We start from the raw sequence: 16,186 nt of genomic DNA on the forward strand, positions 1-16,186 counted from the left end.
CCAGTCCGCGGACAACGTCGGGAATCCGTACCGCTGGGACGCCCTGGAATGGGATGCGACGACCGGGCTGATCCACGACGGCCCCCGCTTCTACGATCCCGTCACCGGCCGGCACCTGACGCCGGATTCCACGATGGGCGACCCGTACGGCTTCGGGAGCGTCAAGGACGCGGCAGCGTTCCTCGGGTCCAGGTCGCCTCCACGTGCCCCGCCGACGACCGCGGACTCGGGGACGGTGGGCGCGCTCGGTGGGGGACCGACGTGCCCGCCGGGCAACCGGCGGGGCCACGCGTATGGACGTTGTGGGGAAGAGATCACGGTCGAGCTGTTCGAGGCGATGGTCCGCATCCCCGTGACCGTCCGGGGCGACAGCGTCCGGGTGTTGCAAAAGGAACAGGAACGGTGAGTTCCCTCACGCGGTCGGCGGAGCGGAGCGGTACATTCTCCAGGCGGTCCACGCCTGCCACAAGAGGGCGACGTAGACCGCGACGTGCTCGGGCAGCTGATCTCCCGTGACGAGGAACGTGATCGACGCCGCGACGGTGGCGCCCGCGAGGTAGCCGCCCGTCCGTCGGAAGGTCGTCGACGCGTACATCGGGACGGCCACCAAGGCCGCGCTGATGGCAACCAGGAGGAAGAACACCGCGGAAACGATTGTGTGCAGGGAGTACGGAGACCCCTCGGGGAAGATTCCCACCAGGATCAAGCCGATCGCCGATACCACGAGGAGGGCTTGGGCCGCCCGTCCCGCGCGTCCCCCGACCGTGCGGCCCAGCACGAACCCGAATGGGGCGAAGAGGATCCCTCCGAGGATGTCGGCCGCATTGAACGCCCATGGGGCCGGTGCGCTCGGATTGCCGAGGTCGCTCAGGTAGCTCCCCGTGATCGTGTACGTCGGCGTCGCGACGACGGCGACGAGGTAGAGCAGCGTCCACGTGGCAATCGCGGCGAATCCGAGGAGGCCGGCGGTTCGAGCGTCCAGTTTCATCGAGGGGCGCGCATGGCCTCGGGACCGTTAAGGGCTTCGCTCGCGCGCGATGTCGACGGCGCCGAAACGTTTATGGTCCTCTCGCGGGTCAGGCGGTGCGCGAGGTCGCTTGATTGGCAGAGAAGCTCGATGTGCTCGTCGACGGGGGAAAGGCGACGCCGGGTCCACCCCTCGGACCCGCGCTCGGCCCGCTCGGCGTGAACATCGTCGAGATCATCAAGGCGATCAACGAGAAGACGAAAAGCTTCGAGGGGATGAAAGTCCCCATCAGCCTCACCGTCGACCCGAAGACGAAGGCGTTCTCGATCGAGGTCGGCACGCCGCCGACGTCCGCGCTGATCGCGAAGGAACTGAAGATCGAGAAAGGCTCCGGCGACGCCGGCAAGACGCGCGTCGGCAACCTGTCCCTCGCCCAGGCGGTCAAGGTTGCTAACATGAAGACGGATGTGATGCAGGGGAAGTCCCTGAAAGCGCGCGTCCTCGAGGTCATCGGCACGTGCGTCTCGATGGGCGTGACCGTCGAGGGGAAGCCCGCGAAAGAATTCTCGAAGGACGTGCAGGCGGGCAAGTTCAATCGTCAGCTCGCGGGCTGAGACTTCCGCCGGCCACCGGTGTTCGCATCGAGCGGTGGGTCCGACCGTTGTACGGCGTATCCCTGACGTTCCGACAGAAGGCGCGCGGTCGACCCCGAACCGGCCGCCGGCCTATGCCGCCTTCGGGAGCGCCCTTCGCGCTCGCGGCCGCGACAGATCGAGCAACATCGCCTCGAGCTGGATTCGAACGAAGTCCATGTCGCCGATCCAGAGGCCCTGGAGCTTGTCCATTGCGAGGTTCCCGTCCCGATAGAAGGAATTCAGGATGAACACCTGCTCATCGCTCGGGAAGACGTACGTGTGCGCGAGCCGGGTCTTCGGCAACGGACGCGCGGGGAAATGGAACTGGATCCGCATCGTTCGGGCGAGGAGGCCGCCCAGTTCCGCGAGGTCCTCCCGGTTCCTTTCGTTCAGAACGACGCGCACGAGTCGCCGGGAGCGGCCGAGCGCGTCGAACAGGAGCCGCAAGATCTCCGGCGCCACGGGGAACGGGCTGACACAGAGGATTTGCCGGTCGCTCGAAAGGACGACCTCCCGCAACTTGCGCCCGATCGACTCCGCGCCTTTGTAGATCCACAGATCCGTGTCCGCCTCACGTCCCCCCGAGGGAAGCGATTCTCGGAGGCGGCCGACGACCTCCGCCGCGGACTCGAGATCGTCCCCTCGCGCCTGACGGGCCTCCTCCGCGACGATACGTGGCGCGCGGGCCCGGTAGCGGTTCGGCCGTTCCCGGGAGACCTCGACCCAGCCTTTCGTTTGGAGCGACTGCAGGATGCGATAGACGGCGGGATACTGCACGCCGAGGTGGACGCTCACCTGTTGCGCCGTCGATACCCCGTTCCGGACGAGGCCGAGATAGGCGCGCGCCTCCTTCCCTGTGAGCCCGAGCGTCTCCAAGGCTCGGGATGCGTCCTCCTCCGGCATCGTGCCGGCTAGGGCCGACCGCTACAAGAACTTGCGTGCGTTATCAGCGGGACGCTGATAACTCCACCCCGACCACGCCGCTCCCACGCCCCGGTCGGTTCGGAGGCCGGTCCACGCTCGGCGGCTGCCGGACGCGGAATCTCGACGACGCAGGTGCGACGCCATCGGCGTCGATCCGTCCGCGCAGGAAGGAATCCGCGCCGCAAAGCCTTATTAGGCGCACGCTGTTTCGCCGCCTTCCCCGTGCAGGAGGCTCTCGTGGCCGCGCGCACTGCAGGAGGCGATTCCCCTTGGCGGATAAGCACTCGGTCGAGACGATCAAGAAGCTCCTCGAGGCCGCAAAGCCTCGGGAGTTCAAGGAGTCCGTCGAGGTCGCCGTGAACCTACGGGAAGTCGACCTCTCCGTCCCCAAGAACCGCCTCGATGAGGAGGTCGTGTTGCCGAGGGGCCGAGGCAAGTCGATCCGCGTGTGCGTCTTTGCCTCGGGGGACCTCGCGTTGAAGGCGCGCGCCGTCGCCGACCTCGTCATCCAGCCGCAGGAGATCGAAGAATATGCAAGCGACAAACGCAAGGCGCGGCAGCTCGCGATCTCGCACGACTTCTTCATCGCGGAGGCACCCCTCATGCCCGTGATCGGGAGGCGGCTCGGCGTCGTCCTCGGGCCGAGAGGCAAGATGCCTCGTCCCGTGCCGCCGACGGCCGATCCGACGAACCTGATCACGGCGATGCGCAACACGGTCCGCGTGCGCAGCCGGGACAAGCGCACATTCCATGCGGCGATCGGCACGCGCGACATGCCTCCGGAGGACCTCGCCGAGAACCTCGACGCGCTCATGCGTCGCGTCGTCGGCAAACTCGAACGGGGGCGATTCAATATTCAATCGGCCTACGTCAAGACGACGATGGGCCCGGCCGTGAGGTACCTCTGAGGTGTGACGATGCCCCATGTCGCTCCATTCAAGAAGCAGGTCGTCGAGGACCTCGCCTCGCGGTTCGCGCAGGCCCGCGTGGTCGGGATCGCCAACATCCGCGGAATCCCGGCGCCGCAGTTCCAGGCCATCCGGAAGAAGCTCTCGGGCCGCGCCTCGATTACGGTCGCGAAGAACAACCTGCTCCGACTCGCGCTCCAGCAGGCGAGCGCGACGAAGCCGGACCTCGCGAAACTCGGCGAGGCGATCGAGGGACAGACCGCCGTCGTGACCGCGGACATCAACCCGTTCAAGCTGTTCAAGGAACTCGAAGCGACGAAGACGAGGGCCCCCGCACGCGGCGGCGAGGTCGCACCGGAGGACCTGTGGGTCCGGGCCGGAGATACGCCGTTCAAGCCGGGACCCGTCGTGGGCGAGCTCCAGAAAGCGGGCGTCCCGGCCGCGATCGAGCGAGGAAAGGTCGTCATCCGTCAGGACAAGCTGATGGTCAAGGCGGGGGAGCGAATCCCGCGCGAGGTTGCGCAGCAGCTCGCGCGCCTCGAGATTTTCCCGCTCGTCGTGGGACTCGATCTCCGCGGCGCCTACGAGGACGGGATGGTCTTCCGCCGCGACGCCCTCGCGATCGACGACGCGGTCGTCCGCGGGCAAATCGCCCAGGCGGGCCGGGCGGCGTTGGCGCTCGCCCTCGAGATCGCGTACCCCTCCAAGGAAACGATCGGGCCTCTCCTCGCGAAGGCCCACGGCGAGGCGCTCCGCCTCGCGGTCGCGTCGGAGTTCCCGACGCGCGAATCGATCAAGTTCCTCTTGGCGAAAGCCTATGCACAAATGCTCGCGCTCGCGGCCCGCGCCCCCGGCGCGGCGGACGACGAGTTGCGTGCAATGGTCGGAGGATGAACAGGGACAGGAGGTGACACGGATGGAATATGTGTATGGGGCGTTGGTCCTGCACGCGGCCGGCAAGCCGGTGAACGACGAGAACCTGAAGAAGGTCCTCACCGCCGCCGGCGTGAAGGTCGACGAGACGCGCGTGAAGGCCCTGACCGCCGCGCTGGAAGGCGTGAACATCGACGAGGCTCTGAAGGCCGCCGTCGCGATGCCCGCCGCCGCTCCGGCTGCCGCGCCCGCTGCGGAGAAGAAGGAAGAGAAGAAGAAAGAAGAGAAGAAGGAAGAGGAGAAAGTCTCCGAGGAAGAGGCGGCCGCGGGACTCGGTGCGCTTTTCGGCTAGGCCGAAGGCCGCCGCCGTCTCCGGCCCGCCGAGCGTCAGCGCCCGTGCTCGATCTCAGCCGCGCCTTTCTTCGCGGCCGCCTGCGCGCGCTTGCCTCGTTCCTTCGCGGTGTAGCCCGTCGCCCTCTCGAGGAACGCGTTGAAGGCCTTGATCGTGTCCGTCGCGACGTCGTCCGGCACGCCGGCCTTCATCGTCGTATCGACGTAGAGCCGCTTGCCGTCCGTCCACGCGACCAACTTCTCGAGGGCGCCATACGAGACGGTCACCTTGCCGCCGTCGGTCCCCGCCACACCGAACTCGTCCACTGCGATCCGACGCAGGCCGTCGCCTTCGAGGGCGTTCGCCGCCCCTCGCCGCAGCTCGTAGTCGCGCATCGCGGTGACGGAGTCTTGAGGGTCCTATGAACGTTACGCCTCGAGGATCGCGAGCGGATCGGCCGGCGTGAGCATGAACGCCTGGGCCTCGCGATAGGCGCGCCACACGTCTTGGCAGGAGCACGAGAGGTCGCGGAAGTCGCGTCGCAGGCCGAGGGAGAACTCCTCGATCGCGTTCACGACCGAACGGTCGCACGACCCGCAGTTGTGAGCGCCGCGGGCCATCCCGCCCGCCGTCGGGTGGCTCTTCACGTGGGCCTTCACGTCCCGCGTGCGCTCCAGGACTTCGACGACGGACCAGAGCCACGGGGGGCGGTACTCTCCGCGCCGAAACAGACGGTCCACGATCGTGTGGCCCTGCACGTTGACCGGGTTGAAGGAAATCGTGTCGCTGTGCGCGTCGGCCTCGTGGCCGGATCGGACCGCGTCCTCGATTGCCTCCGCCTCGGTGAGAAAGGGCGGCTTGATGAGCAGGTACGTCTTGATCGTCGCGCCGGCTTCCCGCGCGAGCGTCGCGGCGTGCGCGTGTTCCTTGATGCCCCAAACCTTGTTGACGGCGTACTTCAGCACGCGCTCGTCCGTCGATTCGAGGCCGAGCGCAATCTCGAGTTCATCGACGAAGTCCAAAGCGTGGTCGAGTTGGTCTTTGCGGAGGAGGTGGGAGAGTGTCTCGACGATGACCTTGTCGCACCGGTCCCCGAGTTCCGTCAGGATCCGCGCCCGGACGTCGGGCGGCACTTCGTGGTCGTCGAAGAAGTTTCCCGAGGTGTACACCTTCGCCATTGGCTGGCCTTCGTGTTTCCGCAGGACGACGTCGAGTTGGTGCAGCATGTCCGCGGGGACGACCTCCTGCGCGACGTCGTTCACGTAACCGCACATCGAGCATCCGCTCGCCCGCGCCCAGTAGCAGCCGCGCGTACGGAAGATGATGACCCACGCATCGACGACCTTCCCGTGGAGCAGGTCTTTCTCCGTCCACGTGGAGATGTATTCCCTCGGGTCATACGCTTGCGGGCGGCGTTCGTCCCTCACGACTTGTTGGAGGCGCATCGAGGGCGGTTCGAACGTCCGGGGGCGGAAAAACCTTTGCGGCTCACCGGCGGTCGCGTACCGAGGAGAGGCCCAGGATCGCTCCCCCGGCGACGAAGACGAATGCGAAGAACCGCAACCCCCACGCGACATCGGGGGTGAGGATGATGCCCGTGTCGAACGTCAGCGCGGCGGGGAGGTCAACGAGCGCCTCGTACAAGACGAACAACACGAGGCCGAGCGTGAGGAGCCCGATCCCGCCGCCCGGGCTTCGATGCCGGTGCACCACGACCGCTGCGGCCTGGTAGTCGGTGCGCTGGACCGCCGGCTCCGCCGTCACGGCCGCGGCCGCGGACACGGCCGGCCGCTCCGGACGCGGGAGGTCGGCGGGCGCATATCTCCGGCACGAATCGCACCACCACCGCTCGTATCGATCGATCCAGCGAAGGGTCGCACCGCAGTTGGGGCACGCGTTCTTCGACCGCGCGACAGGCGCGTAAGCGCGGCAGGAGTAGCAATACCAGCGGCTGTACTGGGCGATGTACGTGAGCTCGCGGCTGCACGTGGGACACGGGTGCTCGACCTTCGGGACTTCGCGAGCGGTGGCGACCTCCTGGACGACGACCACGGGCGCGGTCGGACGGGCCGTTTCCGCGGCCCGGGTTTCGACGATGACCTCCGGAGGGGCGGTCATCGCGGGAGCGCGCTTCTCCGGGCTCTCCTCCGTCGTCTCGATCGGCTCCTGCGCGGCCGCTTCTGACAAGGCCGGCCACTCGGCAACCGGCGCGGGTTCGTCGGCGATGGGGGGAATTTCCTCGGGGATTTCGATTTCGGATTCCGCTGGGGGCTCCTCTTCGGGATGGATTTCCTCGACTTGTTCCTTCGACTCCGGATCGAGTGTGTCAATATAACTCAAAAGCCTCTCGCGCAGCTGCTCTTTTGTCCCGCTCGAGTCGAGCCCGTACGCCTTGCACAGGTCCAGGAGCAAGGGTTTCTTCGCCTGCCAGATCGACTTCCGGACGAGCGGCGGCCTCGGGGCGGGCTCTCGCTGCACCGGGGTCTCCTCGACCAGAGGCTCCTCCGGTGTCGAGGAAGGCTCGATTGCGGGCTCGCTCGGCCCCTCGCCCGGCATTTCGACGACCGCCGCCGGCGGCTCCTCAGGGGGCGTGGACTCCAGGACCGCGGCCGCCTCGGGCGGAGCGGCGACGGCCGTTGGCGCAAGGATTGCGGGTTCCGCGTCTGGCTTGACGGCGGGTGCCTCTTCGGGCGGGTAGGCGTTGCACCGGTAACAGTAGTATCGTTCGTACGCCGCGACGTACGAGAGGATCCCGCCGCATGTGGCGCACGGCTTTGCGTCGCGGTCCCCGTACCCTTCCGGCGCATACCGACTGCATGAGTAGCAATAGTGCCGGTTGTACTGCTCGAGGAACGAGGTCTCGCTACCGCAGTTTGGACAGGGGAGGCCAGTCAAGCAAACGTGCGGAGGCCGGGTAACGCGAATAAAGGCTCTTCCGTGATTTCAGAAAATGATACTCTTCGCTCGCTCTGCGGCCGAATCGATCGCGAAAACCCTTTTACACGAAGCATCGATGGGCTCGCGCGCCACCATAGCTCAGTCGGTAGAGCAGCCGCCTTGTAAGCGGCAGGTCGGGAGTTCAATTCTCCCTGGTGGCTTCCGAGGCCCTTGTCCTCCGCGGATCGTTTCCGCTCTTTGGCTCGAGGAGGAATCCTGCCTCGTTACGGCGACGCGGCATCTCCTCGAAGATGACGTCGAGTTGTGCGGCGAGGGCTTTGGCCTCCGAGTGCAGCGCCCGAAGGTGGTCCGCCTTGACGCGGTAGCGGCCCTTCATCTGTCGGATCACCAGCTGCGAGTCCCCATGGATAACGTACGCCCCTCTTTGGCCTGTGGCGGCCTCAATCTCGCGAAGCCGGCGCAACAGGAAGATCAGGCCGTGGTACTCCGCGATGTTATTGCTCCTCAAGCGCCCTTGAGCGGTTTCGAGATCTGGTACGTCACGCACGACTCCTTGCCCGCCGATCACGTAGGCGGCCCGCATCGGTCCTTTCTGTCCGAACTGATTTCCGGGACACGCTCCGTCGAAGAAACATTCCGTGCGGGCGGGATCGGGTCGGACCATTTGGCATCCGGCAGTACATGGCCGCGCGGCTTGAAACCTGCCTCGCCGCCCGTCGGTTTCATGTCTGATTTCGCCGACTGATAATCGTGGGAGAAGAATTAGGTACCTCGACCCATCGTATCCCGCCCGCCAGGTCGTGATACGCCTGTTCCACTCCCGCCGATCCGAGGATGCGCCCGCAGGAGAACCGAATCCGCACCGGCTTCTCACCGAGTACGTGCTGAACATGTCGATCACGTGCCTCGGGGACGAAGACGTGACGCCGCTGTACGAGGAATACATCAAGGACTCGCGGCTCGGCCGACCGGAAAAGGAGGAACTGACCGAGGTCTATCGCAGCCTCCTGCCGAGGATGCCGTCTGGTCCCTTCGGGCGATAGCCCGTCCCGATCCCGCGCGGTCGCATCTCAGCAACACGGTTGACGGACATCGCGTGGTCCCACGCAGCCCGTGCAACATCCGCAGCCCGCGCAGCACGGCCCACAGCAGCAACAGGAGGTCGCTTGGGCAGTCTTCGGTTCCCCGTTCATATTACCTACTTCCCATTAGTAGTAGTCAACTTGATATACTCTCCCTACCTCGCTCTCCTAGATGTCAGAAGCCCGCGTCCGCGCGAATGCATTGTTTCAGGAAGCCCTCGGCCCCGGGCTTGCTCGAATCGGGGGCGCTCTGCGGGACCTCGGTCTCAGCGGCAACGCGGCGAACGCGTTCTGCGCGCTCGTGCGCACGGGCCGTGCGACCGCAGGCGAGTTGGTCGTGAAGACCGGCATCCCGGATTCTAAGATATATTACGCGCTCGGCGAGCTTGCGGACAAAGGCTTGATCGAAGTACAAGAGGGAAAGCCGAAGGTCTACCGAGTCGTATCTCCGAGAGAGGTCGAAGCCCGCCTCGCTCGGATCGTCGACGAGGACTACGAGCGCCGGCGCGCGTCGACGGCCCGTCTCCGGTCGATCCTCGAGCCCCTCGGAGTCGCGGCATCGTCGCCCACCGCCGATATCGCGTACATCGTGAAGGGGCTGCCCAATGTCGTCACGCGCGCGCAGGGGCTGATTTCTTCCGCTCGGAAGGAGATCGTCTTGCTCGCCTCGGAGGAGTCGCTGTTCCGGAAGCTGGAAGGCGATCTTGTGAAGGCGACAAGGCGCCGCGTGCGGCTGAAGCTTGCGATTCCCGCGATCTCCGTCGAGAAGGATCTCGAGAAGGTCGCCGAGGTCCGCTCGATTGTCTGCGACTGCATGCTCCTCGTGGTGGATGGCCAGCAGGTCTTGACCGTGACCCGCACCTCCGACAACGACGGGTATGCGATTACCTCGACGGACGGGACTCTCGTTCGCTTAGGCCTCGAGTACTGGGAGAGCCCGCACTGCTGCGTCATGTGACGCGTGCGCTAGTCTCCGATAACCCGACCGAGCTTCCGAAGTCCCGTCCGAACTCGAGGAACAAGCGGAGCACGGGAGGGACTGTGTGCGGCGGGAAGATCGCGCCCACCACAGAATACTTGATTGACAAAGGCACACAAGCACCCCGGCGGGCAGTCGTACTGCGCTTATCGAGGCTCCTGCCGAGGCCGGATCTCCCTCGATGCAATGGCCCCTCGCCGGAGGAGTCGGTTGCCTTGTCATTTCCGAAAAGAGTCACGGTTAAATACGGTGTTATCCTCTATTGCACTCCGGCCGGAGAAGGGCCAGGCGCGACGGATGCTTCAGCCTCAGGAATTGGTGGTGGCGAAGCTACTGCCGACGATCCGCGCGCGCCTCGCTCGCGAACTCCTCCAGGCCTACAAGATGAAACAAGTCGACGTGGCTCGCGCCATGGGGATTACCCAGGCCGCCGTGAGCCACTATAATACGCAGAGCCGCGGGGTCGACCAGGAGATGCTCCGGCTGTTCCCGGAGATCAAGCCGTTCGTGCACGGGCTCGCCCAACGGATCGCGCACGGCATAACCCTGTCCGACCAGATCGCGAGCGTGAACGAATTTTGTTCCGGCCTCATGCTCACCGCCCGATTCTGCGAATACCACAAGAGCCTCGGGGACATCGACCCGCACTGCACGGCGTGCTTCCCCGTCCCGCCCAGGCCCTAGACTCGCTGAATGGGACAATTCGGATGCCGAACCCGTAGGTGAGTTATTCCGCTGGGCGAGGGGATGATCCGCGTCGCTGTAGCTCTCGTGAACTTCAATGGCTACGGTATGACGTGCGACGCGATTGACAGCATCCTCCCCTATCTTGCGCCGAACGACGCGCTCGTGGTCGTCGACAATGCATCGACGGACGGATCGGTACCAGGACTGGAGCGAAAGTATCCCACGGTCCGGGTGATCGCCCTGGAGCGGAACGTCGGATATGCGGGGGGATGCAATGCGGCGATCGAATTCGGGGTCCAAGAAAAGGCCCGATACGTCCTCCTCGCGAACAACGACATCGTGTTCGCACCGGACGCCATCGACAGACTCGTCGAAACGGCTGAGACGGCGGACAACATCGGCATCGTCGTGCCTCGGATCTACTACCACGACCGTCCGAACACGATATGGGCCGCCGGATCCACGATTTCGAGGGTGACGGGGCTGACGCGTCAGCGGGGGATGGATCGCGATGAGTCCGACTTCCCGCCTTCGGCGGTCCCACTCGACTTGGAGATGTGCACGGGCTGCTGCATGCTCGTGCGAACATCGATCGCCGAGGTGGTCGGCGGCATGAGGGAGGAATTTTTCCTTTACTACGACGAAACCGACTGGTGCTGGCGTATTCGCCGCGCCGGTTTCAGAATCCTGGTCGAGGACAGGTCGCGCATATGGCACAAGGTCAGCGAGACGGTGGGCGTATCGTCGCCGACCTTCTGGTACTACATCACGCGGAACCACATCTGGTTCGTTCAGAAGGACTTCCCGATGGCACCGCGCGTCTTCGCCCTCATGTACTTCACGACCGTCTTGACCCCGCATAGGATCCTTCTCCTCCTCTTCCTTCACAGCTTGCCGGAGGCGTATGCGATCATCCGAGGATGCGTCGACGGCTACCGAGCCGCCTTGGCCAGCCCAGGGCGGTCCGGTCGGTGAGTGGTGGGCCGTCCGTCCAAAGCTCTACGGTTCGGACCCTCGGGAATAGAAAGCCGGAAGGACCCTTCCCGCCGCTCGTCCTCCGGCTAGTTCTAGGATTCGCGAAAGGCCCGAGGCCCCGATCCGCTGCCGGAAGCCGGAATCGCGTATCAGGGTGACGACGTGGTCCGCGAACGAGTCGAAGTCATCGGCGGCAAGGAGATCGATGCCGGGCCGGACTGCGAGGCCTTCGAGGGCGGGGGTCATCGCGACGACCGGCTTTCCCCGCGATAGGTACTCCACGACCTTGGTTCGCACGCCCGAGCCGACCCGCACCGGCGCCACACAGACCGTTGCGGCGTCGATAAACCGAGTCACTTCATCGACGTTCGCATGGGCCTCCAGTCCTCCCGCTTCGAGGACATCGACCGGCAGGTCCTTCCCGACGATTTGGAATATGGTTTCCGGGACTTTCCGGATCACCCGGGGGCGAATCTCGTTCCGGAGAATCGTGATCGCATCCGCGTTCGGCCGATGGCCGTAGGATCCGAGGAACAGGACAACCGGGCGAGGCCCCGGGCTGCGGACTGAGATCGTTGACTCCTTCGGTTGTCGGGGGGAGAGCGGTATGATGAACACCTTCTCCGCGGGGAGTCGGTACAGTTGTTCGATCCGACCCGCATCGTGATCGCTGAACACGGACAGCCGCTCCGAGAGACGGCAGAGGATCTGCTCGCAGAGGGGCATGACCTTGCTCGACACCACATCCCGAAACGACTCCGCCGGCAATGCCGACCAATAGTCCCGCTCCACCACTTGGGCGTCGTACAAGATGTGGAATCCCGTGAGCCTCGCGAGAACGGCTAACATCACGAACACATCATTCTGCACTTGGAGGAAATCCACCTTCCGCTCACGGTTTATCTTTCGGAGTTCGAACCAAAGCACGAGGTCTCGGAACGGCCAGACCAATCCCGGAATCGCCCGAACATGGGTGCCGTCATCGAGCGTGGCAGACTGCCCGGTGCACACGAGCAAGGTGACATGGAAACGTAGTTTACGCAGCTCTCTCGCGAGAGTGACGACCCTCGTTGCCCGGCCGTGATCCGGGGGAAAAGGATAGCGCTTTTCGCACAGCACGACGTGACAGGGAGTCGCCATGGAGTAGACTGGACTCTGAACCCGCCTCGGTCTTTGAAGGTTCTCGTCAAGGGCGGCAGGAACCCGTCGCGCAAATGGTAGGTCTTCCGTGGACGACCGCCTCGGAGACTCGGCGCTTCGCGCGAACGGTGGTGTGTCTAGCGCGGTGTCGGTTGCCTGCCGGAAGGCGTGATGGCGGAGGAGCGGAGCAGCTCCAGGCCGACCCGGAGCGAGTCGATACGGGCCTCGAGAAGCCACCCTAACGCCTTCTTCTTGGTTTGCGAGCGAAGCAGCTCCGTCGTCGCGGTCAGCGGGAAGAGGACGAACATGTCCGCGATGAGATACACTCGCTTCCAACGGTAATTCCTCAGACAGACGAGGGTCCGGTTCCGGGTCGCATAAAACATGTACGTTCGGGTTGAGGCGCGAGACCGTCGGATTGCGTGATGGTGCGCTACGGCCTTCCCGGCATAGGCGAGGCGGTACCCGGCTTTGTTGAGCCGAAGGCCCAGGTCCAAGTCCTCACCGTACATGAAAAGGTCGCCCGCGAAGCCCCCGATTCGGCGGAACACGTCGAGGCGCACCGCCATGGCGCAGCCCGAGACGGCGTCGGTCCGGCGATTCCCCTCGTGGACGATGCATATTCCGCCGTACAGGATTTCCAGCGCTGCCGCGTACAGGTCGGGGCCCGCCCCGTTCACGACGCGACTCCCCGCCGCGGCCACCGTGCCGTCTCCTCCGAACGGGGCGAGGAGTTCCCGTAGCCATGTGCGCTCTACGACCGCATCTTGGTTGAGGAGGACGAGGATCGGGCCGTTCGCCAGTTCCGCCGCCTCGTTCACCGCGGCCGGAAACCCCAAGTTGCGGCCGTTCCGCACGACGCGGAGGTGAGAGAACCGGTCGCGGAATGTCTCCACGACCGCGACGCTCGCGTCCGTGGATCCGTTGTCGATGAACAAGAGTTCGTATTCGGACGCCGCCACGTCCTGCTGTGCAAGGGACTCGAGGCACGGCCCAAGGAACGTCTCGCCGTTGTATCCGACGACGACGACCGTGGCCCGCAAGGTCCCGGTCGGCGTCACGGTCTTGGACCCCTCGTTTGGTCCAGGCATCGCTCGTACACCCGCTCGTACTGCTCCGCAATCGTCTCCCATGAGTACCGCTCGCGCACGAGAGATCGTCCCTCGGCTCCCAACGCTTCCCGCCGCCGGGGGTCTCGGGCGAGGCTCTCCATGGCGTCCGACAGGGCCTCCGGATCGTCCGGCGGCACGAGGATCGCATTCCCATCGTTGCACAGGTCCGGGACCCCGCCCACCGCCGTCGAGATTACGGGCAGCCCGGCGGCCCACGCCTCCAAGATCACGAGGGGGAAGCCTTCGAACCGCGAGGCGAGGACGAACGCGTCGGCGCGGCGGTACGCCTCCAGGAGGTCCGGCCTCGCAAGGGTGCCGAGGAACCGCACCGACGGGGCCAGGTCCAAGTCGCGCGCGCGACGCTCGAGCCGCCGCCGTTCCGGGCCGTCGCCGGCGAGCTCGAGGACGAAAGAGTCCCCGATCCGGGATCGCGCGCGGGCCGTCGCCTGGAGCAGGGTGTCGATCCCTTTCTGGGGCACGTGTCGGCCCGCGAAGAGGAACCGCAACGTCCCGTCCCGAGGGCGCGGCGGTCCGAACTCCTCCGGATCGACGCCGTTCGGCACGACCACGGCGTCACGGAATCCTTCCCGCCGGAGGGCGTCGACGGACGCTTGATCCACCGCGGTGAGCGCATCGTACCCGCGACGGAGGAACGACCGCTCGATCCGGCTCGAAGGCGACCACCGCGGTCGGTGGGGGAACCACACGCCGTGGCAAGTGAGCACGACCGGGACGCCCGCGCGGTGGGCGGCCCGGACGACGCACGCGCCGACATCAGCGGCATGGGCGTGGACGAGATCCGGGTGTAGCAAGGGCGCGTTCGCCTCGGCCCAATGCCGGATCGCACGCAACCCCAGGAACCGACGGACGCCGATCCGATCCAACGCCTCGCCCGAGAGCGTGGGGCCCGCGAGATGCGTGTCCTCCCCGGCCGAAACTCCGTCCCCGCGATACGCGAGGAAGTCGACGCGGTGGCCTTTGCGCCGCTGGACCCGCCCGAGCGCCGCGACCGCGGTCGCATCCCCACCCGCCAACGGCGGCAGTTTCTTCGCGACGTGGAGGACCCGCACGTCGGCATGGATGGCTCGGATTCGGATAAAGCCCGCGACACGGTCCCAGCGGGGGCAGACATCGAGGCCGATTTTGTCGGGAGGCGACATGCTTTTGTAGCGACAGCGACTCTCCGCGGGCGGGCCGAGGGACTCGTCTCCTTCCGCGGTCCCCGGCCTTCCGGAGGACGTGCGTGATCCAGGGGACCGTCGTGCGGCCGCTGCGCCGGATCGTCGACGAGCGGGGGTATCTGATGGAGACGCTCCGGACCGATTGGCCGGACGTCTACACGACGTTCGCGATGTCGTACGTCTCGCTGACGTACCCGGGCGTGATCCGCGCATGGCACCGCCACCCGCGCACGAAACAGCGCGACACGTTCGCCATTCCGATTGGGATGGCGAAGGTCGTGATCTACGACCCGGTGACGAAGGAGGTGAACGAACACGTGATTGGGGAAGACAACCCCGTCCTGCTGTCGTTCAACGGGGACAACTGGCACGGGTTCAAGTGCGTTGGGACGACGCCGTGTCTGCTGATCAACTACCCGGACAAGCCGTACGACTACGCGAACCCGGATGAAACACGGGTGCCGTTCAACTCCGCGGAGATTCCGTACAATTGGGATATCGTGATGAAGTAGGGGTCCGATGATCGTCCTTGTCGCTGGCGGTGCCGGCTACATCGGGTCGCGGCTCATCCGGGACCTCCCGCGGACCGGAGCATTCAAGGGGGCCACGATCCGGATCCTCGACAACATGTTCCGCGAGCGGTACGTCTCCCTCTGGGATCTCCCGAAGGGGCCACGGTACGAGTTCCTCGAAGGCGACGTCCGAAACGAATCGGATGTGCGCACGGCCGTCCGGGACATCGACACGGTGTTCTCCCTCTCGGATATCACGAACGCCCCGGTCTCCTTCGAGCGAAAGGACCTCACGTGGGAGGTCAACCACAAGGGCGCGTTGCACCTATTCGAGCGCGCGATCGAGGCGGGCGTTCGGAAGTTCGTGTACACATCGACGTGCAGCGTCTACGGCCCAACGGAGGGGCTCGTCACCGAGGACGCAACGTGCAAGCCCGTTTCGCCGTACGCGGAGTCGAAGCTCCGCGCTGAAACGACGATGCGTACCCGGGCCCACGAGGCGGGCCTCGACTGGACCGCCTTGCGCCTCGGGACGGTCTACGGATGGACGATCGGGATGCGGTTCGATACGATCATCAACCGCTTCGCCTACCTGGCCTCCCAAGGACGACCGCTCACGGTGTACGATACCGCATGGCGGGAGAAGCGGCCGTACATCCATATGTCCGATGTCATGACCGCGTACCGGCTCGCGGCGACCCATCCCGGAGCGAGGGGCGGCGTCTTCAACGCCGTGGGCGAGAACGCGAACATGGAGACGGTCATCGGCGCGATTCGCGCGGTCGTGCCCGATGTCGACGTGACGACGACGGCGACCCCCTCCTTGAACCAGCTCTCGTACGAGGTCGACTGCTCTCGATTCAAGCGCCTCGGGTTCCGCGCGCGGAGCGACATCGGGCGAGGCATTCGGGAGATGATTCGCCGGTTCCATGGGATCGCCCCCGTGCCGCTGCCGGAACTCGTGGCGGAGTCGTAGGGCGAC

The 16,186-nt window shown here is 65.6% G+C and carries 20 protein-coding genes and 1 tRNA gene; 12 read left to right on the top strand and 9 right to left on the bottom strand.

Going from position 1 to position 16,186, the window contains the following annotated elements:
- Positions 1 to 43 precede the first annotated feature (43 nt).
- On the top strand, positions 44 to 406 hold the full coding sequence (locus VF992_03155; GenBank protein HEX9340156.1) for a hypothetical protein: 363 nt from the start codon (positions 44 to 46) through the stop codon (positions 404 to 406).
- A gap of 6 nt (positions 407 to 412) precedes the next feature.
- On the opposite strand, the gene VF992_03160 is transcribed toward VF992_03155, so the two are convergent.
- Positions 413 to 988, bottom strand: a complete 576-nt coding sequence (locus tag VF992_03160; protein HEX9340157.1) for a DUF998 domain-containing protein — start codon at positions 986 to 988, stop codon at positions 413 to 415.
- 113 nt (positions 989 to 1,101) lie between these two features.
- Here VF992_03160 and VF992_03165 point away from each other — a divergent pair, with 113 nt between their 5' ends.
- Positions 1,102 to 1,581 (top strand): 50S ribosomal protein L11, encoded by a 480-nt coding sequence (locus VF992_03165; protein ID HEX9340158.1) that lies wholly within the window; start codon positions 1,102 to 1,104, stop codon positions 1,579 to 1,581.
- Positions 1,582 to 1,692: 111 nt separating this feature from the next.
- Here VF992_03165 and VF992_03170 read toward each other — a convergent pair whose 3' ends face one another.
- On the bottom strand, positions 1,693 to 2,505 hold the full coding sequence (locus tag VF992_03170; protein ID HEX9340159.1) for a helix-turn-helix domain-containing protein: 813 nt from the start codon (positions 2,503 to 2,505) through the stop codon (positions 1,693 to 1,695).
- A 290-nt stretch (positions 2,506 to 2,795) separates the two neighbouring features.
- Here VF992_03170 and VF992_03175 point away from each other — a divergent pair, with 290 nt between their 5' ends.
- The 3 genes from VF992_03175 to rpl12p are packed head-to-tail and all read left to right on the top strand — an operon-like array spanning position 2,796 to position 4,659.
- Positions 2,796 to 3,434 (top strand): 50S ribosomal protein L1, encoded by a 639-nt coding sequence (locus tag VF992_03175; GenBank protein HEX9340160.1) that lies wholly within the window; start codon positions 2,796 to 2,798, stop codon positions 3,432 to 3,434.
- 9 nt (positions 3,435 to 3,443) lie between these two features.
- On the top strand, positions 3,444 to 4,328 hold the full coding sequence (locus VF992_03180) for a 50S ribosomal protein L10 (GenBank protein HEX9340161.1): 885 nt from the start codon (positions 3,444 to 3,446) through the stop codon (positions 4,326 to 4,328).
- A 22-nt stretch (positions 4,329 to 4,350) separates the two neighbouring features.
- Positions 4,351 to 4,659, top strand: a complete 309-nt coding sequence (gene rpl12p, locus VF992_03185) for a 50S ribosomal protein P1 (protein ID HEX9340162.1) — start codon at positions 4,351 to 4,353, stop codon at positions 4,657 to 4,659.
- A gap of 35 nt (positions 4,660 to 4,694) precedes the next feature.
- On the opposite strand, the gene VF992_03190 is transcribed toward rpl12p, so the two are convergent.
- The 3 genes from VF992_03190 to VF992_03200 are packed head-to-tail and all read right to left on the bottom strand — an operon-like array spanning position 4,695 to position 7,533.
- Positions 4,695 to 5,033 (bottom strand): DUF5611 family protein, encoded by a 339-nt coding sequence (locus tag VF992_03190; GenBank protein HEX9340163.1) that lies wholly within the window; start codon positions 5,031 to 5,033, stop codon positions 4,695 to 4,697.
- 33 nt (positions 5,034 to 5,066) lie between these two features.
- Positions 5,067 to 6,083: an archaeosine biosynthesis radical SAM protein RaSEA gene (locus VF992_03195; GenBank protein ID HEX9340164.1), complete on the bottom strand. Its 1,017-nt coding sequence runs from the start codon at positions 6,081 to 6,083 to the stop codon at positions 5,067 to 5,069.
- A 43-nt stretch (positions 6,084 to 6,126) separates the two neighbouring features.
- Positions 6,127 to 7,533 (bottom strand): hypothetical protein, encoded by a 1,407-nt coding sequence (locus VF992_03200; protein HEX9340165.1) that lies wholly within the window; start codon positions 7,531 to 7,533, stop codon positions 6,127 to 6,129.
- Positions 7,534 to 7,663: 130 nt separating this feature from the next.
- Here VF992_03200 and VF992_03205 point away from each other — a divergent pair.
- Positions 7,664 to 7,736, top strand: a tRNA-Thr gene (locus VF992_03205).
- Here VF992_03205 and VF992_03210 read toward each other — a convergent pair.
- The gene (locus VF992_03210) at positions 7,718 to 8,200 is read right to left on the bottom strand and encodes a ribonuclease HI family protein (protein HEX9340166.1); all 483 of its coding nucleotides are present in this window, start codon (positions 8,198 to 8,200) and stop codon (positions 7,718 to 7,720) included. The genes VF992_03205 and VF992_03210 overlap by 19 nt on opposite strands.
- A gap of 136 nt (positions 8,201 to 8,336) precedes the next feature.
- On the opposite strand from VF992_03210, the gene VF992_03215 reads away from it, so the two are divergent.
- The 4 genes from VF992_03215 to VF992_03230 all read left to right on the top strand — a co-directional run bounded on the left by VF992_03215 (position 8,337) and on the right by VF992_03230 (position 11,259).
- Positions 8,337 to 8,579, top strand: a complete 243-nt coding sequence (locus VF992_03215; protein ID HEX9340167.1) for a hypothetical protein — start codon at positions 8,337 to 8,339, stop codon at positions 8,577 to 8,579.
- A 211-nt stretch (positions 8,580 to 8,790) separates the two neighbouring features.
- Entirely contained in the window at positions 8,791 to 9,576 is a 786-nt protein-coding gene (locus VF992_03220) for a helix-turn-helix domain-containing protein (GenBank protein HEX9340168.1), read from the top strand.
- Between the two features lie 342 nt (positions 9,577 to 9,918).
- Complete coding sequence (locus VF992_03225) at positions 9,919 to 10,281, top strand: hypothetical protein (GenBank protein HEX9340169.1); 363 nt, start codon at positions 9,919 to 9,921, stop codon at positions 10,279 to 10,281.
- A gap of 63 nt (positions 10,282 to 10,344) precedes the next feature.
- Positions 10,345 to 11,259 carry a glycosyltransferase family 2 protein gene (locus VF992_03230; GenBank protein HEX9340170.1) on the top strand — a complete coding sequence of 305 codons (915 nt, stop codon included), beginning with the start codon at positions 10,345 to 10,347 and terminating at the stop codon, positions 11,257 to 11,259.
- Positions 11,260 to 11,283: 24 nt separating this feature from the next.
- Here the strand turns inward: VF992_03230 and VF992_03235 are convergent, their stop codons facing one another.
- The 3 genes from VF992_03235 to VF992_03245 form a co-directional block, all read right to left on the bottom strand.
- Positions 11,284 to 12,399, bottom strand: coding sequence for a glycosyltransferase family 4 protein (locus VF992_03235; protein ID HEX9340171.1), 1,116 nt, complete (start codon positions 12,397 to 12,399; stop codon positions 11,284 to 11,286).
- Positions 12,400 to 12,536: 137 nt separating this feature from the next.
- Complete coding sequence (locus VF992_03240; protein HEX9340172.1) at positions 12,537 to 13,460, bottom strand: glycosyltransferase family 2 protein; 924 nt, start codon at positions 13,458 to 13,460, stop codon at positions 12,537 to 12,539.
- Positions 13,457 to 14,581 carry a glycosyltransferase family 4 protein gene (locus tag VF992_03245; protein ID HEX9340173.1) on the bottom strand — a complete coding sequence of 375 codons (1,125 nt, stop codon included), beginning with the start codon at positions 14,579 to 14,581 and terminating at the stop codon, positions 13,457 to 13,459. The genes VF992_03240 and VF992_03245 overlap by 4 nt, the downstream gene beginning before the upstream one ends.
- A 173-nt stretch (positions 14,582 to 14,754) precedes the next feature.
- Here VF992_03245 and VF992_03250 point away from each other — a divergent pair, with 173 nt between their 5' ends.
- Positions 14,755 to 15,204 carry a dTDP-4-dehydrorhamnose 3,5-epimerase gene (locus VF992_03250; GenBank protein ID HEX9340174.1) on the top strand — a complete coding sequence of 150 codons (450 nt, stop codon included), beginning with the start codon at positions 14,755 to 14,757 and terminating at the stop codon, positions 15,202 to 15,204.
- A gap of 7 nt (positions 15,205 to 15,211) precedes the next feature.
- Positions 15,212 to 16,180: an SDR family oxidoreductase gene (locus VF992_03255; protein HEX9340175.1), complete on the top strand. Its 969-nt coding sequence runs from the start codon at positions 15,212 to 15,214 to the stop codon at positions 16,178 to 16,180.
- The last annotated feature ends 6 nt before the right edge of the window (positions 16,181 to 16,186 follow it).

The sequence above is a fragment of the Thermoplasmata archaeon genome (assembly GCA_036395115.1).
Classification (GTDB): domain Archaea; phylum Thermoplasmatota; class Thermoplasmata; order RBG-16-68-12; family RBG-16-68-12; genus RBG-16-68-12.